A 23,834-nucleotide genomic window follows, 5' to 3' on the forward strand; every position below is an offset into this window, starting at 1 on the left:
CGTTTTGACAAAATTCCATATAAACAATGAGTAACAGTCTTTTTTGCGCGACCCGGATATTTACCTGCTTTCAATTTTAGCGAATAATAGAAACAATTCTTATTTGAGGATTCGAAAGCGCCTGCGTTGTTAGAATAGATTTCGTATAGTTCGCGCGCATCACAAACAGGTAGCGCGATTCATGAAGTCATCGCGAAACGAGTACGAAAAGCATCCGGGATGGAAGTTCGCTCAGAAGGCCTTTGCGGCGCTCAGGCCTTGTCTGAGCTCGGGGAAGCTGGCGGAAGACGTTCGTGCTGAACTGATGGAAGAGCTGGGTATCAGTGAAGCCACCCTGTACCGCTATCTCGATAGGCTTCGCGCACGGCCTGTTGCTTCTTCTCTCTTGCCCAAGCGGGCAAGCACTGGTTCAGGGCGAAATATAGACGGGGGCGTTTCCGCTGAGGCGCTCATGCAAACCGTCATAGAGAAATACTACCTCGCGGCGCAGAAGCGCACCGTGGCTGCTGCCTACAAGCAGCTCCTAAGGGTTTGTGTCGAGGAAAACGTCGACGTGCCCAGCTACTCCACCTTTCACCGCCGCGTTCGCGCATTGTCGAAGGCAGCTGCCAGCGAGCGCCGGCTTGGTGCACGCGCGCACCGTAGTAAGTATTCACCCAAGACAACCCATTTCGAAACCAGCGCTCCGATGGAGATTGTCCAGATCGACAGCACCATCATGGATGTCATGCTTGTCGATCGGAACCACCGCGAGGAAATTGGCCGCCCCGTCCTCACCGTTGCCGTCGATGTCTACACGCGGATGATCGTCGGTTTTCACATCGACTTCATCGGGCCCTCGACCGAGAGTATTGCTGCGACTTTGCGCCAGCTGGCTTTCCCGAAAGACGATTTTCTGCGTCGATACGGCATCACCGGAGACTGGCCGACACTGGGTTTGCCTAAAGCCCTGCACATGGACAATGGCAAAGAGTTTCGGTCGACAGCTATGAGCCGGGGGGCAGGGGAGCACGGCATCGAGCTGCTCTATCGGCCGGTCGGGACCCCACACTTCGGGGGGCACGTCGAAAGCGTCATACGTACCTTGATGCTCAAGACGCACGAATTGCCGGGCACGACCTTCTCCAATATCACCGACAAAGGGCGATACGACAGCAGCGCTAAAGCGTCTCTGACCATGCCTGAGCTGCTGACGTTCATCGGCCGCTATATCGTCTGCCAGTACCATCATACGGTCCACTCGCGCACCGGCATGACTCCGATCGCTCGGTATCAAGTAGCTCTGGAGAACGGCTTCGCGCCTCTTATTCCGGCCAAGGAAGCCGCACTCTTCGAGGCGGACTTTCGTACGCGAGTTGTACGGATGACGGGACGCGGCGGCATTCAGTTCGAGCGGATCGAGTACTGGAGCCCAGACGTGCAGGCTTGGTACGACAACAACGTTCGGAAAATCAGCGTCCTCCCGGTTTCCTACGATGTCAGCGTGATCGATGTCATCGGTCCCGACGGCGCTCTCTACACCGTGCCGGCCAAGAGCGATCGAGTTCCAAACATCAGTCGAGCCGAGTGGAGGGCATATCGCGACACTATCGACAAACGCCAACCCCTAAACGCTCTCACAGATCGAGAGCTCGCGAAACTGATTGAGCAGGAACATCAACATGTTCAGCGGGCAAAGGAGCTGACGCGCAAGGCAAAACGCTCGCGAGATCGACAAGCCTACTACAGCGAGGTGGCAACATCCTCTCCAGCGATACACTCGTCAAAAGCGAGCCTGGACAGCGAGGTTACGTTCGACGCTTCCGACATGCTGCCCATCAGGCTTCGCCGAGAGGGAATGATCGACGATGACTGATCTCCAACATCTCGAGCTCAAGGCCAGCGACGAAGTTCTCAGAGAGTTCTTCGCGGACCGTTTCGTCGAACATCCGTCCGCCACGGCGATCATGGAGGAAATGAGGTTTATTTACGAGACTGGCGCGCTAAAACGGCGCCCGTACAACCTCATGGTCGTCGGCGATTCCGGTGCCGGAAAAACCGCGTTGCTTGAAGAATTTGTGCGTCGCTATGCAAAAGTCGATCTCGCAGAAGGGATCGTGAACCAGGTACGCACGATTGCGATCACCGAAATGCCGGTGAACCCATCTGAGGGAACTCTCCTATCGGCGATCTCGGAAGCCGGCGGCCTGGGGCCTATGGACAAACCCAATCTCGGACGGTTCGTCACTGGAGCGGACCGCAGCGGCCTAAGGCTCATCATCATCGACGAGTTTCACAATCTTGATGCCGCCACCCGCAATCACAAGCTCGCCTGCCTCAACCTTCTGAAATGGCTAGGCAACCAGACCGGGCTCTCGCTGATTATTGCGGGCACCCAGAACATCTCGAGAATCATGTCCTACGACGAACAGTTCGAGAAAAGATTTCGAGCTCTTAAGCTGCCCAATTGGCGATCCGACAGACATCTTGAGCGTTTCGTCTACAGCTATCTCGCCTCGCTTCCGATCGAGACACCCAAATCGCTTCCGCGCCGGTTATTCGTCGCGCTTCTTAAGGGGCCCAGCCCACGAACGGTGGATATCGCCTTTACGCTGTCTCAGGCCGCCTACGAAGCACAGCGATCGGGCGATCCCGGACGATTGACCGAAATCGTCGAGGAAATAATTGGGCGGAGCGGATATGTCTCCTGACATGGGCTATGCCAGCGCTCGAGAGCTTCAGCCTCATCCCGGGCAGAGGCTTACGGAGTGGGCCCGGCGGGTGGATGATCGCCGGCCGGAATCCAAAATAAAAGTGACGCCCCTGCCGTGTTTCGAAGTCACTTGGGACGGCGATGGGAAGCGCAGCGTGAAGAACCCAGACGCTGCGGGCGAGATGGCCGCACTGACGGGCGTCGCCGCAATGGCTGTACTTGAAATGCTTGAGCGGGAACTTAGGGTTTTTGACCGATACGCACCATGGATACGGCTCAGCGCCGAATACGGATATCTGACGACGACCTTTCCAAGGAAAGAAGTGCGAATTTGCCCGCTGTGTGCTCTGGGAAATGTCGAACGCAAAGCGCTTCCGGTGGCGCGGCCAGAACATCAACTCCCGCTATCCACGGTATGTCTGAAGCATAACACCTCCTTATTCGCAATCGGATCCGAACGCCGGGGCTCGGAGTGGGAACCGGATGTCCTGACTCCGCCATTTCCGGGCGAGATATGGACGACCATCGAGCGGCTCACCGGCGGACGGGGCAGGGATCTCGATCGGCGAAAGGGCACCATCACTCCGAACGCAGTCAGGATGAACGGGCTCTTCGGAGATGATCGGCGGGCCGCCTCAACCGCTCGGGACCTCGGCTTTGCCGGCGTGGCGGAGGCTCGAGAAGCTTTCTTTGGAATGCTATTTTTGCTAACCCGCAAGCGGCCGGAGGGAAACGGTGTCGTGGCTGACCTGTTTCACCCGTCGCATCGTCAACACCGCATCTTTTTCTACCCCGGCGCGACGAGCCTCGATAATTTCGGGATCGGCGACGACGATCCCAACACCGCGCTCGACATTATTGGTGCGCTATTGTGTCGAAATCCAAACCTCTTCCCGTATCGCCTGAGCGGGATCTCCGGCGTATCGCGAACCCGTTTCATCAATCGCTATCGCAAAGACCTCGGCGAATTGTCGACGGAGCCGTTGCTGCTGCTTGCTAGCTTGTTCGACCAGCATGTCGGTCAATTCTTCGAGACTTCGATCTCGAAGTACTTCCCATTGTTTGCGAGTAGCTGGCACGAGGCAGTGCGACGATACTACGAGGCCAAATAGGACCTCCTGGGTGCGCGACGCTCCTGCAGCGCCCGAGGGGCCAATGCCCGAGTTGGATCTCTCAGGCAGACGAACAGAGCTCGGCGTCCAGGTAGTTCCGCACGCGCATCAGATCGGTGATGTAGCCGTTCATCATGAGGTCGAGCGCGGACCTTCCTCCGAATGTGTCGTTAGGCTTCTTGATCCAGGCGTCGCCGCGAGAGGGATCGCGAAACAAGGTGCGCAAGGCCTTGTGGATGCCGAGTAGAATGCCCAAGCGCATGCCGCGATCACGTGATATGCGGCCAGGGCCCGCACTGCACCAACGACGGTAGGTCGACTTCGGCATGTCGAGCAATGCCGCCGCTTGAGCCTCCGACAACTCCCACCGGGTGAACAGCTTCGTCGCCGCGCGAAACCCCGCGGCGGCCTCCTCGGGGGAAATCGGCCCGGGCGTGAACTCTCGCGGCGCGGTGTTGATCGGAACGAAACGGACCATGATTGCTGCTCCAGACCGTGTGATTATAGCGGCGCGAAAGGACAAAGCGAAGAGAAGGCAGAGCGTATGTCGGAACAAGGAAGCTAATGGGTGGGCACGCGGCTCCAAGCTGCGTTCGACATCCACGGAAAGGTGCCTCAGATGACGCTGGACGAGTTGGATTGGCCGACATTACCAGAACTCAGCCAAGAGGAGGCCGAGTAGCTGATACCGACGGAGAACATACGAAATGCTGAGCCTCAATCGGGTTCTGCCGCCCCGACAATAAGGCGCTCGATTTCCCGCGCTGGAGACTCGGGGTAGCTTCCCGCTCCGATCGGGAAGGACGATGATGAAGCTGTATAGACATGCGGACTGGCTACTCTTCCGCCAGGAAGTCATCAAGCTCGATGGTGGTCGGTGTGTGCGCTGTGCCCGCGGTCCCGAAGATGGCGCTGTACTGCAGGTGCATCACAAGGCTTATGTGCCGGGCCGCGCGCCTTGGGATTATCCTTACCGCGAGTGCGAAACTCTGTGTAAAGGTTGCCACGCCAGAGAGCACGGGCTCATCATGCCGCAGTTCGGGTGGAGCCATCTCGGTACAGACGATCTGGAGGATATCTCCGGAAATTGTGAGCTTTGCGGCAACAAGATTCGCTACGTCTACGCGATTGGACATCCCACATGGGGCGCCATGGTAGTTGGCACTGACTGCTGCGACAAGCTGACGGGAACGACGAATGCTAGCGAATTCCACGACCGTCGCATTAGCCAGTGCGAAAAGCGCAAACGCTTCGTCGACAGCCCCCGATGGAAGCCAGACGGTAACGATGCCCTGGCGATCACTAGGGCGGGTATCGAGGTCCGGATCTCATCCGACGATGGCACCTTTCAGCTCGCCATCGACGGCATCCGAGGCAGGGCATCCTATCCGACCATCCTCGACGCCAAAATGAAGGCCTTCGAGTTCATCGAATCTGGCGACGCTGCGGCCTATCTTGCAACGCGTTTAGTACGCCGTAGCCGGGAGCGGCGGCAGGGGCACCCTTCTTAAGCAGGGCCGGCAGTGATTGGGCCATGAGCATAGTTTGTCTCGGATGGGGTTCGCTCTGCTGGACCCGAGTAATCTCCCGGTAGTCGGGCCGTGGCAAGCGGATCGCCGGACATTGCCATTGAACTTGCGCGCGTGTCGGGCAAAAAGCAGGGACGCCCCCATCGCCTCCTCCAGGCCATGCTTCCAGGTGAAGCCTCAACTAGGTGAAGAATATCGTCCGCTTTATCCCGAAAGCGGACGAAGTCTTCCTTTAAGCCGGATTCGATACGCCGGAGGCATCCCCCTCGCAACAGGTGCCCATCCATAGCGTCAACGGAGCAGGACGGGTGTGGCCAAGGCTGCGAGAACGGCGAGCAGCAGCCGGACAGCCACGTCGCGGGTCACCGAATAGTCCTGCAGCAACGCTTCGAGGTCCTCCGGGACCGGCATGGGCTTGATGGCGGAGACATCGGCGCCGCCGGTATTGCCCTTCGGTACCCAGCCGGAGATATAGCCGGGAATGACGGCAATGAGTCGCAGCATCTGCCCATGGATCTCCCGCCGGTCGGCCCGGCGGATGCCGAGTTTCAGCATCCACCAGTGCGTGACCCAATGGGCAGCAAAGTAGCGTTGGCTGAGAATGTGCGCACGCTCGAAATGACACAATGCCACCTCGTCGTCCCGGGCCGCATAGGCCGCGCGCGCATTTCCCATTTCTTCGGCCAGGGCTGTTTTGAGGCACCGATTCACGATCGGCCTCGGCCTTGTTCCCGGCACATGTGTCGTCACGGTCCGTCGGGGTTTCGGTAAACATCAGTGTCCTCCTGTTCAGCCGGCTCGTGGTGACCGTAGAGGCCGGCATTTTCGTGCGCGCGATCGGCATGCTCGAACTCAAGGGTGGAATGCGCAATGCCGAAACGGCTTTTCAGCCTGTCTTTGAGATCCGCCTTGACGGCCTCGATGCGCGTCCAGCCCTTCTCGGTCAGGACGACATGGCAGTCGAGCGCTGCCGTGTGCTCCTGCATCTGCCAGAGATGCACGTGGTGAACGTCCGTCACACCCTCGATGGTTCGCATCGCGTCGATGACGGCGGCACCGTCTATGCCGGACGGGCTGCCCAGCATCAGCGTGCGGATCGGTGCGCCGATCTCGGTGACGGCCAGATAGAGAATGTAGAGCGCGATGGCGATCGTAATAGCCGGATCGACCCAGCGCATGTCGTAGAGCACGATCAGCACTCCGCCGGCGACCACGGCGACCGAGGCGAGCGCGTCCGACAGATTGTGCAGGAAGAGCGCGCGGATGTTCACGCTGCCTTTCTGCATCGAATAGGTTAGCAGCGCCGTCAGCGTGTCGATCGTGATCGCGACACCGCCCAGGATCACCACGGTCCAGCCGGCGACCTCCGGCGGATCGATCATCCGCATGCCGCCCTCGTAGATGAGATAGAGGCTCAAGAGAATCAGCGTCGTATAGTTGATGAGTGCGGCCACGATCTCGATCCGGCCGTACCCGAAGGTCATCCTCTCGTCCGCAGGCCGACGCGCGATCTTGCGTGCGGCATAGGCGATAGCCAGCGCGGCCATGTCGGAAAAATTATGAAGCGCATCGGCGATCAGGGCGAGGCTGCCCGACAGGATGCCGCCCACGATTTGCGCGACTGTCAGGAGGGCGTTGGCCCAGATTGCAATGGAGACGCGGCGGTCGCCGGATTGCGGATCGATAGGGGTGTGTCCATGATCGTGTGGCACGGGACATCTCCTCGATTGGCCCAGAGTGGTCGCGTGATCAGGTGAAGTGGAAACCGGTGCACCTGATCAAGCTTTGGAACCTGGCGTAATTCCTATAGTCCCTAGAGGGTCAAGGCCCTGTTTCGTGGCCAAGGCCGAGGCGGCGACCTTCGTCAACTAGCCCGACCAGGTTCCGGACCGGCGCACCGGTCCGGAACCATGGTGTCGAACGCCGTTCTACGGCTAGGCCTGCTCCTCCTGTTCCGGCAGCACCGGCCGCGGCGCAAACCATTTATAGACGGCCGGCAGGACCAGCAGCGTCAGCACGGTCGATGTCACCAGTCCGCCGATCACCACCGCCGCCAGTGGACGCTGCACCTCCGAGCCGATCCCGCTGGCGAAGAGGAGCGGCATCAGGCCAAGTCCGGTCGTCGTGGCGGTCATCAGCACCGGCTGGGCCCGCATCACCGCGGCCTCGACACTGAAGGCATCGACATCCCGCCGCGTCCGCGCAAAGCGGTCGAGGAAGGAGACCAGCACCATGCCATTGCCCAGGGCGATGCCGAACAGGGCGATGAAGCCGACCGAGGCCGGCACGGACAGGTTCTGGCCGGTCAGCCAGAGCGCCGCGATACCGCCGACCAGGGCCAGCGGAATGTTGGCCACGATCAGCAGGGCGCTTTTCAGGCGGCCGAAGCTGAACAGGAGCAAGAGCAACACGATGCCCAGCGTGACCGGGATCACCACGGCGAAGCGGGCATTGGCCTGCTGCTGCAGTTCGAACTGGCCGCCCCACTCGACGTAATAGCCGGGCGGCAGGTCGATTTCGGTGTCGACGGCCGCTTGCCCCTCAGCCACGAAGGAACCGATATCACGGCCGCGGACATTGGTCTGGATGGTGATGAAGCGCCGCCCGTTCTCGCGGGTGACCTGGCGCGGCCCCTCGATCCGCTCGATGCCGGCCACCTGGCTCAGCGGGATCAGCTCCCCGCCAGGTCCGTTGAGCACGATGCGCCCGATGCGTTCGGCGTTGGCGCGGTCGGCCTCGGGATAGCGCACGACGATATTGAATCGCCGGATGCCCTCGAAGACCTGCCCGGCGGTCTCGCCACCCACCGCACTGCGTACAACCGACAGGATGTCCTCGACATTGAGGCCAAAGCGGCTGATCGCGTCGCGATCCACCGTGATGCGCAATTGCGGCGCACCGGTCACCTGATCGGCCTGCACATCGGCCGAGCCGTCGATACCCCGGATCACGCGGGATATCTCCGCCGCTTCCCGTTCCAGAACGGCCATGTCCTCGCCGAACAGTTTGATGGCGAGGTCCGCCTTGGTGCCGGTGAGGAGTTCGTCCGTCGCGGCCGCGATCGGCTGGGTGATGTTGAACCGGGCCCCGGGGAAGTCCTCGAAGCGCTCGCTCATGCGGGCCAGGAGGTCTGCCTGGGTCCGCGCCGTCGTCCATTCCGATCTTGGCCTCAAGGCGACGAAGGCCTCGCCGCTGTTGACCGGGTCGGCATGGGCGCCGACTTCGCCGCGGCCGACCCGTGTCACCACGCGCTCGACCTCCGGGAAATCGTCGAGCAGGGTCTGCTCGAACCGGGTGACCGTATTGCGGGCCTCCGGCAGGCTGATGGAGGGTGCCATCGTCAAACGGATGAGCAGGTCGCCCTCATTCATGCGCGGTGTGAACTCCGAACCCAGACGCGGAAAGATCAGCGCGCCCGCGGCCAGCATGACGCCGGCGAGCAGGACGGCTGCCCAGCGCCGCGCCACGAAGAAGCCGACCGCCGGGCCGAACCAGCGCGCATAGAGGCCACCACCTTCCGCACTGGCCGGTCTTGGCCGCAGGCCCAGAAAGGCCGCGGCCGGCGCCAGCAGGACGGCGAAGATCAGCGAGCCCGCCATGGCGAAGACCACGGCAAAGGCAAGCGGCCGGAACGTCTTCCCCTCGACGCCATCGAGCGTGAGGATCGGCAGGAAGACGACCACGACGATGAGGATGGCGAAAACCAGCGGCTGCAGCACCTCGGCGCAGGCCTGTGCCACCACATTGCGCCGGTCTGCGTCCGCTTCGGCCTCGCGCAGGCGCCGATTGGCGTTCTCCACCATGACCACCGCCCCGTCGACCATCATGCCGATAGCGATAGCGATCCCGCCCAGCGACATCAGATTGGCCGACACGCCGAAGATTTGCATCGCGACGAGAGCAAAGCCGACCGAGAAGGGTATGGACGCCACCACGATCAGACTCGGCCGCCAGCCGCGCAGGAAGGCGAACAGGATCGCCGCAACCAGCAGGGCGCCCTGCCAGAGCGCTGTCGTCATAGTCGAGACAGCGGCACCGACCAGTTCGGACTGGTCGTAATAGGGCACGGCCTCGACACCGTCGGGCAGGGTCTCGTTGATGCGGTCCAGCCGGTCATGGACGCGGCCGATCACTTCGTTGGTATTGGCCCCGATCAGCTTGAGCACCAGCCCGGCGACAATCTCGCCCTGGCCGTTCATCGTGGCCAGGCCTTGGCGGGGCGCGCCGCCGATTTCGATCCCGGCGATATCCCGAACGCGCACCGGCACGCCGTCGACGACCTTGACGACGATATCGCCCAGATCGTGCTCGCCTTCGGCCAGGCCAACCGCCCGCACCGTATACTGTTCGGAGTTCTCGACCAGGAATTGTGCACCGGCATTGGCGTTGTTGGCCTCGACGGCTGCCACCACATCTGCGACTGTGAGGTCGTAGCGCAGGAGTGCGTCCGGCCGCACATCGATCTGGTATTGCCGTTCGAACCCGCCCAGCGAGAGCACTTCCGTCACGCCGCGCACGGTTTGCAGGTCGAACTTCACCAGCCAGTCCTGGATGGTGCGCAGTTCGACACCGTTCAGGGGGCCGTCGGCGCTGTCGAGGAAGTAGAAGAGGATCTGTCCGAGCCCAGTGGTGATCGGCCCCATGGCCGGTTCGCCAAAGCCGTTCGGTATGTCGTCGCGCGCCAGCCGGAGACGTTCGCCGACAAGCTGGCGGGCCCAGTAGATGTCGGTTCCGTCCTCGAAATAGATGTTCACCACCGACAGACCGAAATTCGAGGTGGAGCGGACTTCCGTCAGCCGCGGCAGACCGTTCATCGCCGTCTCGACCGGGAAGGTGACATAGCGCTCGACCTCTTCGGGGGCGAGGCCTTCGGTTTCGGTGAAGACCTGCACTAGGGTCGGCGTCACGTCCGGGAAAGCGTCGACCGGCATGGATCTAAAGGTGATCCCGCCCGCCAGGATGACCGCGACGAAGCCGAGTACCGCCAGGAGGCGACCGCCGGCGATGCGGTGCAGAAGCCGCGTTGCCGCCCCCTGGTTTTGCGGGGAGAGGTTGTCAGTGGGCGTGTCCATCTTCGAACTCCCCTTTTTGAAGTTCCGACTTGAGGGCGAAGGCGCCGGCAGTCGCGATCCGTTCGCCCGGCTCGACCCCCGCGAGGATTTCCGCGAAACGGTCGGAGCGCCGTCCGATCCGGACCGGACGAACTTCGAAACCGTGATCGGTGCGAACAAAGACGACATCGGCGCCGTCGACCGTCTGCAGTGCGGTCGCCGGAACGCGGGTACCTGCCTGGGCGGCGAGCGCCTCGGCGTGGACCGTGACGAACATGCCCGGACGCAAGCGTTCGCCGGCATTGTCGATGACGATCCGCGCCCGGCCCGTGCGCGTGCTTTCGCCGAGTTGCGGGCTGACGAAGGCGATCTCGCTGACGATTTCGGGGCCGCCATCGCCTGGATCGATACGGACAGGACTGCCGGCCCGCAGCCGGTCGAGATCGGCGCCGTAGATGGCCGCATCGACCCAGACCGTGGACGTATCGGCAATAATGAAGGCGGGTGGCTGCGCGCCTTCCTCGATCACCTCGCCCAGCACGGCGTGGCGCTCGATGACGTTACCGGAGATCGGTGCCGCGAGCGCGTAGCGTGTCAGGGGCTGATCGGTTTCCGAGGCAAGGGTGGCGCGCGCCGCCTCGTCAATGCCCAGCGCCTCCAATTGCTGGCGGGCGCTGCGCACCTCGATGCGCGATTCCTCCAGCGCCTGGCGGGCGTCGAGGAAGTCCTGCTCCGCCGAGATCTGCTGCTCCCACAGCCGGTTCTCACGCTCGAAGCGCGATCGGTCTAGGTCAAGGCGGGCCAGGGCGGACAGGTATCCGGCCTTGGCGTCCGCCAGGGCGCGACTGTCGAGCACGGCGAGGAGTTGACCCGCGTCGACGGTGTCGCCCTCGGTGACGTGGACAGCATGCACGATGCCCGATACGCGTGGCGAGACATGCGCCAGCCGCGTCTGGTCGAACCGGACCTCGGCGGGCAATTCCACCTCGCCGTCGACCGGACCGGTATCGGCCTGGCCGATCGTTACGCCCAGCGCGTCGATGTCGCCGTCGGTCACCTCCACGTATCCGGCTCCATCGGCGTGATTATCCCCTGCACGACCGGTCTCGGCCGTGCTCTCGTAGGTGTCCGTGCCCGCAGGAGCCTCACGGGCGGGCGCTTGCGCCGACGGTTCCGAGCAGGCGGACAAGAGCGCCAGTGTCGCCGTGCTGGCGAGGAGTGTCTTGGTCAGCGTCATTGTCATGGGTTGGCCTCCGCGCCGGCGAGTTGTTTCAGGCGTGGTGCGCCAAGGAGCACGTCGAGTTCGATGGCCGCGCGGGCGAGCTGCGCCCGGGCCTCAATCGCCTGGATACGGGTGTCAAAATAGGTGCGCTGGACGTCCAGCAGGTCGAGAAGCTGCAGCGCGCCCTCGCGATAGGCGAGACTGGTACGGGAGAAGGCGTTCTCCGCGGCCGGCAGCACGCGTTCGCTCAGTGCTGCATAACGCTGCTGCGCGTCGCTCCACCGACGGTAGGCGGCTGCATGTCGCGCCAGCAATTGCCGCCGCAGAGCCTCCTCGTCCAGTCGGGCCCCGGTCTCGCGCGCCGCGGCTGCGGCGATGGCGCCCTGATTCCGGTCGATCACCGGGATCGGCATTTCGACCATGGCGAGATACGCCGTCTCGTTATCGCTGCCGTACCGCCTGATCCCGGCACCGAGTGTGATATCCGGGATGGCTTCGGCCCGTTCTCTGGCAATCTCTTCGCTTCGCGCGCGGGATGTCTGCTGTGCGACCGCCAGATCCGGATTGCGCCGCATCATCGCCTCCGGCGTCAGTGCCGACAGTTCCGGATTGTTCACGAACACGGACGGGGGCGCGACCTCGCCCGCCGTCGCGCCGCCCCATATCGCGGCCAGCGCAAGACCTGCACGCCGCGCCTCGGTCAACGCCGATGCCGCCTCGATGCCGGCCGTGGCGGTCAGAATGTCGGCCCGCTCGAGATTGATCGGCGAGGACCGCCCCGCCTCGACGCGCTGGCGTATGGCCGACGCGGCGGTTTCCGCGAGATCCTGGAGTTCCGCCCTGACGCGAGCGGTTTCCTGGGCCGCACGGGCGTCCACGAACGCCGTGGCAGCGTCGCCGAGCAGGCTGGCGATCTCCGCGTTCAGCTGCGCGGTCTCGACACCGGCCCAGGCCTCGGCCGCCTCGCGGGCGCGGCGCCGGTCGCCGCCCAGCGGGATAGTCTGGCGCACGGCGACGGTCACATCGCCGTCGCCGATATCGCTGCGGTCGCCGCCGAAGTCCTCGGCTTCGGCTTCCAGGGAGGGGTTGTCCCAAAGGCCCGCTTGACGGGCTTCGCCAAGCCGTGCGGACACGTCCGCCCGGGCCGCCCCGATGCGCGGGTTGGATTGCGCGGCCCACTGCAGGGCCGTCGCGAGATCGAGCGGGGCGTCCCGCGGAGCCGGCTGTGCCAGCGCCGCAGACGCGAGGAGAGCACTGCAGGCCACGCCTGCAAGTCCTCGGCCCGGCCATCTCGGCCGGGAAGATTTGTCTGAATACATCCAGATATCCCGATTGTCTGAAGAGAACGAAGGGTTCGAACGCTCTCGTCAGGCAATGGGAGGCTGGTGGGGCGGCGCGAGCGCCCGGCCCGGGCCACGTTCGTGGCGGAGGCGGTATGTGACGCGGTTCGCGGGCACGCTCAGGGACGGCGCGCCGGTTTGAGCGGCGATCGCGTGATGGCAGGCGCCGCAGGCATGTACCGGATGCTGGGCGTGGCGGTGCTCGCTCTGCCCGGAACCGCCCGTTGCGAGGTCCTCATGGCCGACATGGTGGTCGTGTCCCGGCACAGCCGCTTCTGCCGCCTCTCCAGCGAAGGATAGGACGGTCAGGACGGCCAGTAATGTGCGCAGCAGGGTGAGCACGAACACCTCCGGTTCGACAGGGGACCTACAGGGGCAGACCTTTTCGATCAAGTCCTCAAGCGCCGGGAACAGCCTAATTCCTCTAGCTGCTAGAGGTTCAAGCCTGAATTTGCAGTATCTCCCGCGAGGCGAAAATCGCTTGTCTGATTTTGCGCCTGGCCGGTTTCCCGATAGCGGTCATGCCGGCGAACAGCTTAGGCAGGCCGCGCTGAAACATGAATGCGCGGTTCGCGAGCAAGTTGCCGTCGGGGCTTAGATCTGAGACGCTGCGCTTGCGTACCAGATCGGTGACATAGTCCTTCATCATGATTCGAGGGTGGATTTCCCGTCGAAACGCGGCTGGACCGCGCGGCCTGGCAGTTGCGGGCGGGCTGAAGCCTCGCAGCGTGCGCGATCGGCAGGGCAATAATGGCGATACGCCATTGCTTGACCCGGCGGTGCTCGGCAGGTACGAGTTCTGCCTCGAAAAGCGCCTTGGGGACGATGCGACAGGCTCTGACTCTTCTCCTGATTGCCATGCTGGCTTGTCTCGGACCCGTGTCCGGGGCGGCAGCGCATGCGCATGCGGTTGATGCGGACCACCATCATTCGATCCCGTCGCCCGACCTTCACGAGGATATTCATGTCCACCGGGGGACGGACCGCGAGATCGATCTGGAGCGGGGTCTGGCCGGTGCCGATACCGAGGCTCCCGAATCCGGCGATATCGTGCTTCACGCCCACGTCCATATGGACGGCGCTCCGATCGCCACGACCGACGGCCGTGGCATGCCGCAACGCGTCGGCATGATCCGGGAGCTGACCAATTCCGCACCTTTACGCGATCCCGGCTCGACCGGACCGCAACGCCCGCCTCGAACGATCCTGTAGCGACCAGACCGTGCCGCCGGCCTTGACCGGCGGCTTGTCCGCATTCGTTTTCGGGATCGAGTCCATGAAACCGCCATTCTGCCTGCTCGCGCTTGCCGCGACGCATTTCGCCCTGGTGCCGGCCGCGGCCGGCGCCCAGGAGGTGTCGCCTCCAAGCCTTACAATCGACGAGGCCATCGTCCGCGCGCTCGACAGCGCTCCGGAACTCACTGCTGCCGGCGCCCGTGTCGATGCGAGTGAACAGCGTATCGACGGCGCGTCCCGCCGGCCCAACCCCACGCTCGACTTCACGTCCGAAGGCGTGCTGGGCAGCGGGGATCACAATCTGTTCAACGAAGCCGAAGCCGCCGTGGGGGTGATGCAGCCCTGGGAACGCGGTGGCGATCTTGACGCCCGGCGCTCGCTGGCCGAACGCGAACGCGACGTGACCGCCGTCGAGGCCGAGATCGCCTGGCGCGACCTGATCCGGGCAGTGGAACTGGCTTATCTCGACATCCAGGCCGCCCGGATACGTCAGACCATTGCCGAAGCCCGCGTCGCAGCACTGCAGGCGCTGGCTGGGATCGTCGACCGTCGGGTCCAGGCTGCCCGCGATCCGGTGATGGCCCGCGACCGGATCGGAGCCCGCCTCGCCGAAGCGGAGATCGAGGCCGGTCTGGCCCGACGGCAGGTTGTCACGAGTGCCACGATCCTGGCCTCCTACTGGGGCGGCCTGCCGGACTTCACGGTAGAGACGGAGAGCTTTCTGAGCCTCGGCGGGTTGGGGAATGCCTCTGCCGATGCCGCCGCCCCGGAACTCGCACTGCTGCGCGCTCGCCGGGCCCGCAGCGATGCCGAGATCGAGCTGGAGACCGCCCGTGCCGTGCCGGACGCCAATGTCGGGCTCGAGCTGCGCCACTATCAGGCTTCCAACGATGTCGCGCTCGGCGTGCGGTTCTCAATTCCGCTGCAGGTGTGGAACGCGAACCGGGCCAATATAGCCTCGGCCCGCTCGGAAGCCGCCGCCATCGACGCCGATTTTGCCGCGCGGCAACGGCAAGTGCAGCGGGATGTCCAGGCGCTTGCCCTGCGGCGCCAGGCTGCGGCTGGGGAGCTGGCCGCGCTCGACGAAAGCGTCCTGCCGCGCCTCGAAACCGCGCTCGAACAGGCCCGGACCGGATTTGCCCGTGGCAGTTTCTCCTTCCTGGAAATCTACGACGTCCAGCAGGCGCTCATCGAGGCCCGCCTTCGTCGGACCGATGCGCTCTTCGCCATCCACCAGGCCGATATCCAGCTGCGCCGCCTGACCGGCGCGCCCCGCACTACGCTCCAGCGCCCGGGAACTCAACAATGACAAGATACAAGCTTTCTTCTTTCCTCCTCCTGTCCTCTATCGCCTTTGCATTCGCGGGCTGCTCCGCTGAGACTCCGCAGGGCGAGAGCGGCTCCGGCCATGGTGAAATTGCCGCCGGCGACGAGTATGAGCGCGGCCCGCATCGCGGCCGCATGCTCCGCGAGGGCGATTTCGCGCTTGAACTGACCATCTTCGAGGACGGCGTCGACCCGGAATTCCGCCTTTACCCCTATCTTGACGGCCAGCCGGTGGATCCGTCCCGCGTGACGGCCGCGGTGGAACTGACCCGTCTGGGCGGGCAGGTCGACCGGTTCGCGTTTGCACCGCAGGAGGATTTCCTCCGCGGCGATGGCGTGGTCACCGAACCGCATTCTTTCGACGTCGCCGTGACGGCCTCGATGCCGGGTTTGAATGCGCGCTGGCAGTACGAGTCCTATGAAGGCCGCACGACCATCTCTCCGGCACAGGCCGAGGCCGGTGGCATCGCCGTCGACCGGGCGAGGCCGGCCACGCTCGACGAGACGATCGAGGTCTATGGCGAGATGGAGCTGTTGCCGGAGGGTCGCGCCGAGCTGCGCGGCTGGCTGCCGGGGCGCATCGTGGCGCTCAATGCCAGCATCGGCGATGTGGTGGAGGCCGGGCAGACGCTCGCCCGCATCACCGCGACGGACAGCCTGCAGACCTATTCCGTCACAAGCCCGATCGGCGGCGTCGTGGTGGAACGCCGGGCCACGCTTAATGCGCCGGCCGGCAGCGAACCGCTCTACGTGATCGCCGACCCCTCCCAGCTGCATGCCGAGCTCTTAGTCTATCCGGGTGATCTGCCGGATCTCGCGCCAGGCCAGCCGGTCCGGGTGACCAGTACCGATGGACGCCGTGCGGTGGAGAGCGAGATCGAATTCCTCTCGCCGATGATCGACCCCGACAGCCAGCGCGCCATCGCGCATGTGGAGATTCCCAACCAGGACGGGCAATGGCGTCCCGGCGAGCGGATCCGGGCGCGGGTCGAGATCGGCGAGTTCGAGGTGCCGCTCGCCGTACGCACCGGTGCGCTCCAGCGCTTCCGCGACTTTACGGTGGTCTATGCCCGCGTGGGCGATACCTATGAGGTGCGCATGCTGGAACTGGGCCGCCAGACGCCGGAATGGACGGAAGTCCTCGGCGGCATCGAGCCGGGCGCGACCTATGTCAGCGAGAACGCCTTCCTGATCACCGCCGACGTGCTGAAGTCCGGCGCGAGCCACGATCACTAGGAGCGGATCATGCTGAAATCGATCATCTATCAGTCGATCCGCTACAGATGGCTGGTTCTCTTCCTCGTTATCGCCCTGGCGGCGCTCGGGGTGTGGAACTTCCAGCGCCTGCCGATCGACGCCACGCCGGATATCACCAATGTCCAGGTCCAGATCAATACCGAAGCGGAAGGCTTTTCGCCGCTCGAGGCCGAACAGAGGATCACCTTTCCCATCGAGACGGCCATTTCCGGCATTCCGGGACTGGACTACACCCGCTCGGTGTCGCGCTACGGCCTGTCCCAGGTGACCGTGGTCTTTCAGGACGGCACCGACATCTATTTCGCCCGCCAGCTCGTGAATGAACGGCTGCAGGCGGTGCGAGAGGAATTGCCCGAAGGCGTTACGCCGGAGATGGGACCTATCGCCACGGGGCTCGGCGAGATCTTCATGTACACGCTGGAGATCGAACCGGGCGCAACCCGCGACGACGGCACGCCGTGGACCGCAGAGGATTTGCGTACCCTGCAGGACTGGGTGATCCGGCCGCAGCTCCTGCGCACACCCGGCGTGGTGGAGGTCAACACGATCGGCGGCTATGTGCGCCAGTATCATGTGACGCCGCATCCCGACCGGCTCGCGGCCTACGGGCTGACCCTGGACGATGTCGTCGAGGCGCTGGCCCGCAACAATGCCAATACCGGCGCAGGCTATGTCGAGCACAGTGGCGAACAGCTCCTGATCCGGTCGTCCGGTCAGGCGCAGAGTATCGCCGATCTGGAAGCTTCGGTAATCGCCAACCGCAACGGCCAGCCCATCCTCGTGCGTGATGTCGCGGACGTGATCATGGGCGAGGAATTGCGGACCGGAGCCGCGACCGAAAACGGCGAGGAAGTCGTTCTCGGCACGGTCTTCATGCTGATGGGCGAGAACAGCCGCCAAGTCGCGCACGACGTGGCGATCCGTCTGGAGGAGGCTGCAGAAGCGCTTCCGTCCGGCATCCGCGCAGCGGCGATCTACAACCGGACCGAACTCGTGGACCGCACCATCGAAACGGTCGAAAAGAACCTCGTCGAAGGGGCTCTGCTGGTCATCGTCGTGCTCTTCCTGTTGCTCGGCAATGTGCGGGCGGCGATCCTGACGGCGCTGGTCATTCCCTTGTCCATGCTGATGACCATCACCGGCATGGTGGAAAATCGCGTCTCGGGCAATCTGATGAGCCTGGGCGCCCTGGATTTCGGCCTGATCGTCGATGGCGCGGTGATCATCGTCGAGAATTGTCTGCGGCGGCTGGGACTGAAACAGCACGAACTCGGACGCCTGCTGACCCGCCAGGAGCGCTTCCACGAGACCGCAGAAGCGGCGGCGGAAGTGATCCGCCCGTCGCTGTTCGGCGTGCTGATCATCACCCTGGTCTACGTTCCGATCTTCACGCTGACAGGTGTGGAAGGAAAAATGTTTCACCCGATGGCCTTCACGGTGATCTTCGCGCTGACCTCGGCGATGATCCTTTCGCTCACCTTCGTTCCCGCCGCAGTCGCCATGATCGTGACGGGCAAGGTCGAGGAAAAGCCGAATCTTGTGATGCGGGGCGCGGCGAAACTCTATGCGCCGCTGCTCGGCTTCGCCCTGCGGCTACGCTGGGTCGTGGTGGCGGGTGCGGTGGTGCTGGTCGTCATGGCCGGCCTGGCCGCCTCGCGCATGGGCTCGGAATTCATTCCGCAGCTCGACGAGGGCGATATCGCCCTGCACGCGCTGCGCATTCCGGGCACCAGTCTCAGTCAGGCCCTGGAGATGCAGACCCATCTGGAAGACGAGCTTCGCGATTTCCCGCAGATCGAACGCATCGTTTCCAAGATCGGCACGGCGGACGTCGCCACCGATCCGATGCCGCCGAGCGTGGCCGATACCTTCATCCTGCTCAAACCGCGGGAGGAATGGCCCGATCCACGCATGCCTCGGGACGCGCTGGTCGCCCAGCTGAACGACGCCGTCCAGCAGGTTCCGGGCAATCGCTACGAATTCACCCAGCCGATCGAGATGCGGTTCAACGAACTGCTCTCCGGCGTCCGGGCGGATGTTGCGGTGAAAGTGTTCGGGGACGATCTCGACGCGCTGCTGGCGATCGGCCAGCGGATTGAGGGCCTGATGGGGCAGGTCGACGGCGCCCAGGACATCTCCCTGGAACAGGCCACCGGACTGCCGATGATGCAGATCGAGCCCCGGCGCGAAGCGCTGGCCCGTTACGGGCTGACCATCGACGATGTCCAGTCCGTGATCCGGACTTCGCTGGCCGGAACACGTGCGGGTCTGATCTTCGAGGGCGACCGGCGGTTCGACGTCATCGTCCGCCTGCCGGAGGAGCTCCGGTCGAATGTGGCGCTGCTGGAACGGCTCCATATTCCGCTGCCGGCCGAGGCCGGAGCGCGGGTGGAGACCATACCGCTGCGCGAACTGGCCGATATCGAACTGGTCATCGGCCCCAACCAGATCAGCCGCGAGAACGGCAAACGGCGCATCGTCGTCACGGCGAATGTCCGCGGCCGCGATCTCGGCTCCTTCATCGCTGAGGTGCAGGATCTGGTGCGCAACGAGGCCGAGATCCCGCCCGGCTACTGGGTGGAGTATGGCGGCACGTTCGAACAGCTGATCTCGGCGGCCAACCGGCTCAGCCTTGTGGTGCCGGTCGCGCTGGCCATGATCTTCCTGCTTCTGCTGGCGCTGTTCCGATCCGTCGGCGATGCGGCGGTCGTCTTCTCGGGCGTTCCGCTGGCCCTGACAGGTGGTGTCGCAGCCCTCCTGCTGAGGGATCTGCCGCTGTCGATTTCCGCGGGTGTCGGCTTTATCGCCCTGTCGGGTGTGGCCGTGCTCAACGGGGTCGTGCTGGTCACCTTCATCCGCTCCCTGATGGATGAGGGCAAGCCGCTGGACGAGGCGATCCGGGAAGGGGCGCTGACGCGTCTGCGACCGGTGCTGATGACAGCGCTGGTGGCGAGTCTCGGCTTCGTGCCGATGGCCTTCAATGTCGGCGCCGGCGCCGAGGTCCAGCGCCCGCTGGCCACGGTGGTCATCGGCGGTATCGTCTCCTCCACCCTGCTGACCCTGCTGGTCCTGCCTGCCCTGCTGCGCATCGTGCGGGGCATGCTGGGCGAGAGCGCCGAACGGGCCCGGCACCTCGCGGACGAGGAACCGGCCTGATCGCACGACCTGCCCCGGCCGCCGCAGGCCGGGACAGTACTTTTCATTTCACGCGGAGTCATTCATGAAATTTCCCGATCTGACCGGCCCCACGGGCCGCATCGGCACACTCCTGTTTGCCGCCCTTGCCATCGCCCTCGTGACGGGAAGCGAGGCGCTCGCCCACGGCGTCACAGAAGGCGACAAGGGCTACATCCAGGAGATCACGGGCATCCATCTCCTGCCCTTCCTCTATCTCGGCGCCAAGCACATGGTGACCGGCTACGATCACATCCTCTTTCTGTTCGGCGTGGTCTTCTTCCTCTACCGGCTCAAGTATATCGGCATCTATGTCAGCTTGTTTGCGATCGGGCACTCCACCACGATGCTGGCCGGTGTCTTCTTCGATATCGGTCTGAACGCCTATCTGATCGACGCCGTTATCGGCCTCTCAGTCGTCTACAAGGCCCTCGACAATCTCGGCGCGTTCCAGCGCTGGTTCGGAGTGCAGCCCTCTACCAAGGCGGCAACCCTGGTTTTCGGGCTCTTCCACGGCTTCGGCCTGTCGACCAAGCTGATCGACTACGACATCGCTCCGGACGGTCTGCTGCCCAATCTCCTGGCTTTCAATGTCGGCGTCGAGGCGGGCCAGTTCCTCGCCCTCGCTGCCATTCTCATCGCCATGGGCTTCTGGCGCCGGACGGCAAGTTTCGCCCGCCATGTCTATGCCGCCAATGTCATCCTGATGGCCGCAGGCTTCATCCTCATGGGTTACCAGCTCACCGGCTATATCGTCGCGTGACCCCGAATTCCGGAGATACACAATGTTCAATTCCCAACTCCCGCCCCGCGACGATCTGCCGTCCAGCGAGAGCCTCCTGAAAGCCACCGCGATCGCGCTGCTGGCCGCCATCGTCATCCTCGTGACCATCGTGCTACCGGCCGAATACGGTGTCGATCCCACCCGTATCGGCCGCGTGCTGGGCCTCACGGAAATGGGCGAGATCAAGATGCAGCTTGCTGCCGAAGCCGAGGCCGACCGTCAGGGCGAGACCGCGGCTGTAGCGGCACGGGCCCCCGCATCCGAAACCGCCGCTGCCGCGCCCGACGAGGCCGATCCCACAGATACTCCGTCCGAAGCGGCGGAGGCATCCCCGATCGAGGAAACCGCAGCTGCGACAGACACCAATGAGCCGGTCGCCGCACAATGGCGCGACACAATCTCGATTACCCTGCAGCCCGGCGAAGCGACAGAAGTGAAACTGACGATGAGCGCCGGCGAGATTGCCGTCTACGAATGGACCACCGACCGGGCCGGCCTCAATTCGGACCTGCACGGCGACAATCCCCAGGACGCTTTCATCAGCTACCGGCAAGGGCGCAACGAACCTGGCGACAGCGGCGAATTCACGGCCGAATTTGACGGTGCGCATGGGTGGTTCTGGCGCAACCGTTCGGATGTCACCGTGAGGGTGACGCTGCGGGCGCGTGGTGCCTACAGCGAATTCAACCGGCTGTTCTGAAGGGGTGAGGGCTCGGCATTTGCGTCGGGCCTTCTCCTTTGGGGGAGATTGCCATGACCCGCATCGGCGAGGCCTTTCAGGGCCGCAATAACCGCTTCACGCCGGTCCGGATGGTTCTGGCGAGCCTTGTCATTCTGGAGCACGTGTTCGTCGTCGCCTATGGAACGGGCAGTCAGGGCCTCGTAAGCATCCAGGGCTGGTCGCCCGGCTATCTGGCGGTCAATGGCTTCTTCATCCTGTCCGGCTTCCTCATCGCCGGCAGTCTGGAACGGCGGCAAGACCTGGTCCGCTTCGTGATAGCCCGAATGCTGAGACTTTGGCCTGCGCTCATCGTGCTGGCTCTCGCGGCCGTATTGATCATCGGGCCGGTCGCGACCGGTCTGTCGCCCGCGGCCTACTGGCAGGACCCGCAGACCTGGCTCTTTATTCCCAACATTGTCTTCTTCGCCGACACATCGGGCGGTCCGGCGGCGGTCTTTCCGGACAATGCGGTGCCGGGCGAGTTCTCCGCCTCGCTGTGGACTCTGCGCTATGAGGCTCTGGCCTATGCGGCGGCGGCCCTGTTGTTTTTCACGCGCGTACTGTGGAGCCCGCTGGGCGGCGTGCTGTTGTGGGTGGCGGTATCAGCACTTACAGTCTGTCTCGCCACCCGCTTTCCCGAGGCGCCATCCATGCTCGTTGAGGGGACTCGGCTCGCTGCAGCCTTTCTCCTCGGTGTGGCGGCTTACATGCTGAGAGGGCGCATCGCGTTGACGCTGATACCGCTTGCCGCCCTTTTACCTGCTGCCTGGCTACTGGGCGAACACCCGGCGGCGCAGATACCCTGGAACCTCGCCCTGGCGAGCATCATCCTGTGGATCGGCCTGGTCCGGCTGGACCGTGTGCCGACCGGTGCCGGGCTGCCGGACTGGTCGTACGGCGTGTATATCTGGCACTATCCGCTGTTCCAGCTGGTCTGGCACTGGGGTTGGGCCTCGTCGCCCTTGCAGCTAGCCATCCTTGGAATACCTGTCACCGCAGTGATTGCTGCCATCTCGTGGCATATCGTGGAGAAGCCGTCGCTCGGGTTGCAAGCGCGGCTGTTCAAACCACGCATAGGCTGAAAGCAGCGCGACGCGGTCGTACACTTTTTGGTTCATGGAGAAGGCAATGTTCTGGCTGATCGTCAAATCCCTCCTGTCCGGCGTACTGGTCGGCATTGTTTCGGAGACCGCCAAGCGCAGCGCTGCCTTCGGTGCCCTGATCGCGTCGCTGCCCATCGTTTCCGTCCTCGGCATGCTGTGGCTCTGGCACGATACGCGTGACGCGGACCGGCTCGCCGATCATGCCGAGGCGACCTTCTGGTACGTTCTGCCCTCTCTGCCCATGTTCCTCATTCTTCCCGCTCTCCTGCGGCGAGGCATGGGTTTCTGGCCGTCCCTCGGCATCGGCTGCGCCATCACGATAGCGCTCTATTTCGCCATGACGGTATTCGGACCGAAACTGGGCCTGCGCCTGCCGATCTGAGCACGCTTGCAACGGCGCAGTGGCCGGTTCAGGACTTTTGAACGCACATCCCGTGATGTGCGGCAGGACGGGGACTTTTGGGAAGAGCGCTGGTTCTTGGGGCAGCGGCATCCCGTCCTGCGTCTGATCGGCGAGCACACGGCACCGACACGCCGGATTCGTGCTGGATATCCGACTTGGGAGTGTTCAGCGCCCTTCAGCGTCACAGCTCGATGCTCTCCGCCAGTTCCAGCGCATCCTCCAGCTCGACGCCAAGGTACCGCACCGTGCTGTCGAGCTTTGTATGGCCGAGCAGGAGCTGGACCGCCCGGACATTGCCGGTCTTGCGGTAGATGAGCGTCGCCTTGGTCCGGCGCAGGGAGTGCGTGCCATAGGCGGATATCGGCAGCCCGATCATGCCGACCCAGCGGTTGACGATGCGGCCGTATTGCCGCGTGCTGATAGGCCGGGCCGGGTCCTTGCGGCTGGGGAACAGCCAATCCTGCGGGTTCAGTCCCTTGAAGCGTCGCCAGGCCTCGAGGGCGTCTCGCGTCTGCTGGGTAACCTCGAACTGGACCGGCGCACCGGTCTTGCTCTGAACCAGCTTGGCGCGATGGCGGATCTCGCCGCCGATCCAGAGGTCGTTGACGCGCAGCCGTACCAGGTCGCAGCCGCGCAGCTTGCTGTCGATCGCCAGGTCGAACAAAGCCAGATCCCGCTTGTGGTCGGCGATCTGAAGACGAATCCGGATCGACCAGACCTCCTTCGCCTTGAACGGCGGCTTCTGCCCGATCAGCTTGCCCTTGTTCCAGGGCTCCGGCCGCGTGCGGTCCGAAAGATAGATCGTGTCCATAGTGGCCTCCATGTTGGGAAGCCGTGGATTATGCGCCTGGGGTGACCTGGGGCCAAAAGCGCCACAGATCCTG

Annotated in this window: 21 protein-coding genes; 13 read left to right on the forward strand and 8 right to left on the reverse strand. The window is 63.8% G+C overall.

Annotated elements, in window-relative coordinates; translation table 11 throughout:
- The first annotated feature begins 181 nt into the window (after positions 1–181).
- From ABJO18_RS11990 to ABJO18_RS12000, 3 genes are read left to right on the forward strand one after another with little or no spacing between them, the layout of a single operon-like run.
- Positions 182–1,855, forward strand: a complete 1,674-nt coding sequence (locus tag ABJO18_RS11990) for a DDE-type integrase/transposase/recombinase (protein WP_348506756.1) — start codon at positions 182–184, stop codon at positions 1,853–1,855.
- Positions 1,848–2,690: a TniB family NTP-binding protein gene (locus tag ABJO18_RS11995; protein WP_348506758.1), complete on the forward strand. Its 843-nt coding sequence runs from the start codon at positions 1,848–1,850 to the stop codon at positions 2,688–2,690. Before ABJO18_RS11990 ends, ABJO18_RS11995 begins: the two co-directional genes overlap by 8 nt.
- Complete coding sequence (locus ABJO18_RS12000; protein ID WP_348515925.1) at positions 2,680–3,804, forward strand: TniQ family protein; 1,125 nt, start codon at positions 2,680–2,682, stop codon at positions 3,802–3,804. Before ABJO18_RS11995 ends, ABJO18_RS12000 begins: the two co-directional genes overlap by 11 nt.
- A 61-nt stretch (positions 3,805–3,865) precedes the next feature.
- On the opposite strand, the gene ABJO18_RS12005 is transcribed toward ABJO18_RS12000, so the two are convergent.
- Complete coding sequence (locus ABJO18_RS12005) at positions 3,866–4,282, reverse strand: antitoxin Xre/MbcA/ParS toxin-binding domain-containing protein (RefSeq protein WP_348508020.1); 417 nt, start codon at positions 4,280–4,282, stop codon at positions 3,866–3,868.
- 328 nt (positions 4,283–4,610) lie between these two features.
- Here ABJO18_RS12005 and ABJO18_RS12010 point away from each other — a divergent pair, with 328 nt between their 5' ends.
- A complete protein-coding gene (locus ABJO18_RS12010; RefSeq protein WP_348508021.1) occupies positions 4,611–5,315 on the forward strand; it encodes a hypothetical protein in 705 nt (234 codons plus the stop codon).
- Between the two features lie 309 nt (positions 5,316–5,624).
- On the opposite strand, the gene ABJO18_RS12015 is transcribed toward ABJO18_RS12010, so the two are convergent.
- The 5 genes from ABJO18_RS12015 to ABJO18_RS12035 form a co-directional block, all read right to left on the reverse strand.
- Positions 5,625–6,044: a DUF3703 domain-containing protein gene (locus ABJO18_RS12015; RefSeq protein ID WP_348515926.1), complete on the reverse strand. Its 420-nt coding sequence runs from the start codon at positions 6,042–6,044 to the stop codon at positions 5,625–5,627.
- A gap of 35 nt (positions 6,045–6,079) precedes the next feature.
- A complete protein-coding gene (locus ABJO18_RS12020; protein ID WP_348508023.1) occupies positions 6,080–7,045 on the reverse strand; it encodes a cation diffusion facilitator family transporter in 966 nt (321 codons plus the stop codon).
- A 222-nt stretch (positions 7,046–7,267) separates the two neighbouring features.
- Positions 7,268–10,405 (reverse strand): CusA/CzcA family heavy metal efflux RND transporter, encoded by a 3,138-nt coding sequence (locus ABJO18_RS12025; protein ID WP_348515927.1) that lies wholly within the window; start codon positions 10,403–10,405, stop codon positions 7,268–7,270.
- Positions 10,389–11,627, reverse strand: coding sequence for an efflux RND transporter periplasmic adaptor subunit (locus ABJO18_RS12030; protein WP_348515928.1), 1,239 nt, complete (start codon positions 11,625–11,627; stop codon positions 10,389–10,391). Before ABJO18_RS12030 ends, ABJO18_RS12025 begins: the two co-directional genes overlap by 17 nt.
- Positions 11,624–12,871 (reverse strand): TolC family protein, encoded by a 1,248-nt coding sequence (locus tag ABJO18_RS12035; RefSeq protein WP_348515929.1) that lies wholly within the window; start codon positions 12,869–12,871, stop codon positions 11,624–11,626. The genes ABJO18_RS12030 and ABJO18_RS12035 overlap by 4 nt, the downstream gene beginning before the upstream one ends.
- A 231-nt stretch (positions 12,872–13,102) precedes the next feature.
- On the opposite strand from ABJO18_RS12035, the gene ABJO18_RS12040 reads away from it, so the two are divergent.
- Positions 13,103–13,246 carry a hypothetical protein gene (locus ABJO18_RS12040; RefSeq protein ID WP_348515930.1) on the forward strand — a complete coding sequence of 48 codons (144 nt, stop codon included), beginning with the start codon at positions 13,103–13,105 and terminating at the stop codon, positions 13,244–13,246.
- A 139-nt stretch (positions 13,247–13,385) separates the two neighbouring features.
- Here the strand turns inward: ABJO18_RS12040 and ABJO18_RS12045 are convergent, their stop codons facing one another.
- Positions 13,386–13,595, reverse strand: coding sequence for a hypothetical protein (locus ABJO18_RS12045; RefSeq protein WP_348515931.1), 210 nt, complete (start codon positions 13,593–13,595; stop codon positions 13,386–13,388).
- Positions 13,596–13,771: 176 nt separating this feature from the next.
- On the opposite strand from ABJO18_RS12045, the gene ABJO18_RS12050 reads away from it, so the two are divergent.
- The 8 genes from ABJO18_RS12050 (at position 13,772) to ABJO18_RS12085 (ending at position 22,929) form a co-directional block, all read left to right on the forward strand.
- On the forward strand, positions 13,772–14,158 hold the full coding sequence (locus ABJO18_RS12050) for a hypothetical protein (RefSeq protein ID WP_348515932.1): 387 nt from the start codon (positions 13,772–13,774) through the stop codon (positions 14,156–14,158).
- Positions 14,159–14,222: 64 nt separating this feature from the next.
- Positions 14,223–15,491, forward strand: coding sequence for a TolC family protein (locus ABJO18_RS12055; protein WP_348515933.1), 1,269 nt, complete (start codon positions 14,223–14,225; stop codon positions 15,489–15,491).
- Positions 15,488–16,744, forward strand: a complete 1,257-nt coding sequence (locus tag ABJO18_RS12060) for an HlyD family efflux transporter periplasmic adaptor subunit (RefSeq protein ID WP_348515934.1) — start codon at positions 15,488–15,490, stop codon at positions 16,742–16,744. Before ABJO18_RS12055 ends, ABJO18_RS12060 begins: the two co-directional genes overlap by 4 nt.
- 9 nt (positions 16,745–16,753) lie before the next feature.
- Entirely contained in the window at positions 16,754–19,921 is a 3,168-nt protein-coding gene (locus ABJO18_RS12065; RefSeq protein WP_348515935.1) for a CusA/CzcA family heavy metal efflux RND transporter, read from the forward strand.
- A gap of 64 nt (positions 19,922–19,985) precedes the next feature.
- Entirely contained in the window at positions 19,986–20,702 is a 717-nt protein-coding gene (locus tag ABJO18_RS12070) for a HupE/UreJ family protein (protein ID WP_348515936.1), read from the forward strand.
- Positions 20,703–20,724: 22 nt separating this feature from the next.
- Positions 20,725–21,423 (forward strand): transmembrane anchor protein, encoded by a 699-nt coding sequence (locus ABJO18_RS12075; RefSeq protein ID WP_348515937.1) that lies wholly within the window; start codon positions 20,725–20,727, stop codon positions 21,421–21,423.
- A 53-nt stretch (positions 21,424–21,476) separates the two neighbouring features.
- On the forward strand, positions 21,477–22,526 hold the full coding sequence (locus ABJO18_RS12080; protein WP_348515938.1) for an acyltransferase: 1,050 nt from the start codon (positions 21,477–21,479) through the stop codon (positions 22,524–22,526).
- A gap of 46 nt (positions 22,527–22,572) precedes the next feature.
- The gene (locus tag ABJO18_RS12085; RefSeq protein ID WP_348515939.1) at positions 22,573–22,929 is read left to right on the forward strand and encodes a DUF3147 family protein; all 357 of its coding nucleotides are present in this window, start codon (positions 22,573–22,575) and stop codon (positions 22,927–22,929) included.
- A 202-nt stretch (positions 22,930–23,131) separates the two neighbouring features.
- Here the strand turns inward: ABJO18_RS12085 and ABJO18_RS12090 are convergent, their stop codons facing one another.
- Complete coding sequence (locus ABJO18_RS12090) at positions 23,132–23,761, reverse strand: tyrosine-type recombinase/integrase (protein WP_348515940.1); 630 nt, start codon at positions 23,759–23,761, stop codon at positions 23,132–23,134.
- Positions 23,762–23,834: the final 73 nt, after the last annotated feature.

The organism is Maricaulis sp., assembly GCF_039978735.1.
Taxonomy (GTDB): Bacteria; Pseudomonadota; Alphaproteobacteria; order Caulobacterales; family Maricaulaceae; genus Maricaulis.

Coding starts and splice junctions, on each gene's coding strand:
- ABJO18_RS11990 (WP_348506756.1), top strand. CDS start 182: ATGAAGTCATCGCGAAACGAGTACGAAAAGCATCCGGGATGGAAGTTC.
- ABJO18_RS11995 (WP_348506758.1), top strand. CDS start 1,848: ATGACTGATCTCCAACATCTCGAGCTCAAGGCCAGCGACGAAGTTCTC.
- ABJO18_RS12000 (WP_348515925.1), top strand. CDS start 2,680: ATGTCTCCTGACATGGGCTATGCCAGCGCTCGAGAGCTTCAGCCTCAT.
- ABJO18_RS12005 (WP_348508020.1), bottom strand. CDS start 4,282: ATGGTCCGTTTCGTTCCGATCAACACCGCGCCGCGAGAGTTCACGCCC.
- ABJO18_RS12010 (WP_348508021.1), top strand. CDS start 4,611: ATGATGAAGCTGTATAGACATGCGGACTGGCTACTCTTCCGCCAGGAA.
- ABJO18_RS12025 (WP_348515927.1), bottom strand. CDS start 10,405: ATGGACACGCCCACTGACAACCTCTCCCCGCAAAACCAGGGGGCGGCA.
- ABJO18_RS12030 (WP_348515928.1), bottom strand. CDS start 11,627: ATGACAATGACGCTGACCAAGACACTCCTCGCCAGCACGGCGACACTG.
- ABJO18_RS12040 (WP_348515930.1), top strand. CDS start 13,103: ATGGCAGGCGCCGCAGGCATGTACCGGATGCTGGGCGTGGCGGTGCTC.
- ABJO18_RS12045 (WP_348515931.1), bottom strand. CDS start 13,595: ATGATGAAGGACTATGTCACCGATCTGGTACGCAAGCGCAGCGTCTCA.
- ABJO18_RS12050 (WP_348515932.1), top strand. CDS start 13,772: ATGCGACAGGCTCTGACTCTTCTCCTGATTGCCATGCTGGCTTGTCTC.
- ABJO18_RS12055 (WP_348515933.1), top strand. CDS start 14,223: ATGAAACCGCCATTCTGCCTGCTCGCGCTTGCCGCGACGCATTTCGCC.
- ABJO18_RS12060 (WP_348515934.1), top strand. CDS start 15,488: ATGACAAGATACAAGCTTTCTTCTTTCCTCCTCCTGTCCTCTATCGCC.
- ABJO18_RS12065 (WP_348515935.1), top strand. CDS start 16,754: ATGCTGAAATCGATCATCTATCAGTCGATCCGCTACAGATGGCTGGTT.
- ABJO18_RS12070 (WP_348515936.1), top strand. CDS start 19,986: ATGAAATTTCCCGATCTGACCGGCCCCACGGGCCGCATCGGCACACTC.
- ABJO18_RS12075 (WP_348515937.1), top strand. CDS start 20,725: ATGTTCAATTCCCAACTCCCGCCCCGCGACGATCTGCCGTCCAGCGAG.
- ABJO18_RS12080 (WP_348515938.1), top strand. CDS start 21,477: ATGACCCGCATCGGCGAGGCCTTTCAGGGCCGCAATAACCGCTTCACG.
- ABJO18_RS12085 (WP_348515939.1), top strand. CDS start 22,573: ATGTTCTGGCTGATCGTCAAATCCCTCCTGTCCGGCGTACTGGTCGGC.
- ABJO18_RS12090 (WP_348515940.1), bottom strand. CDS start 23,761: ATGGACACGATCTATCTTTCGGACCGCACGCGGCCGGAGCCCTGGAAC.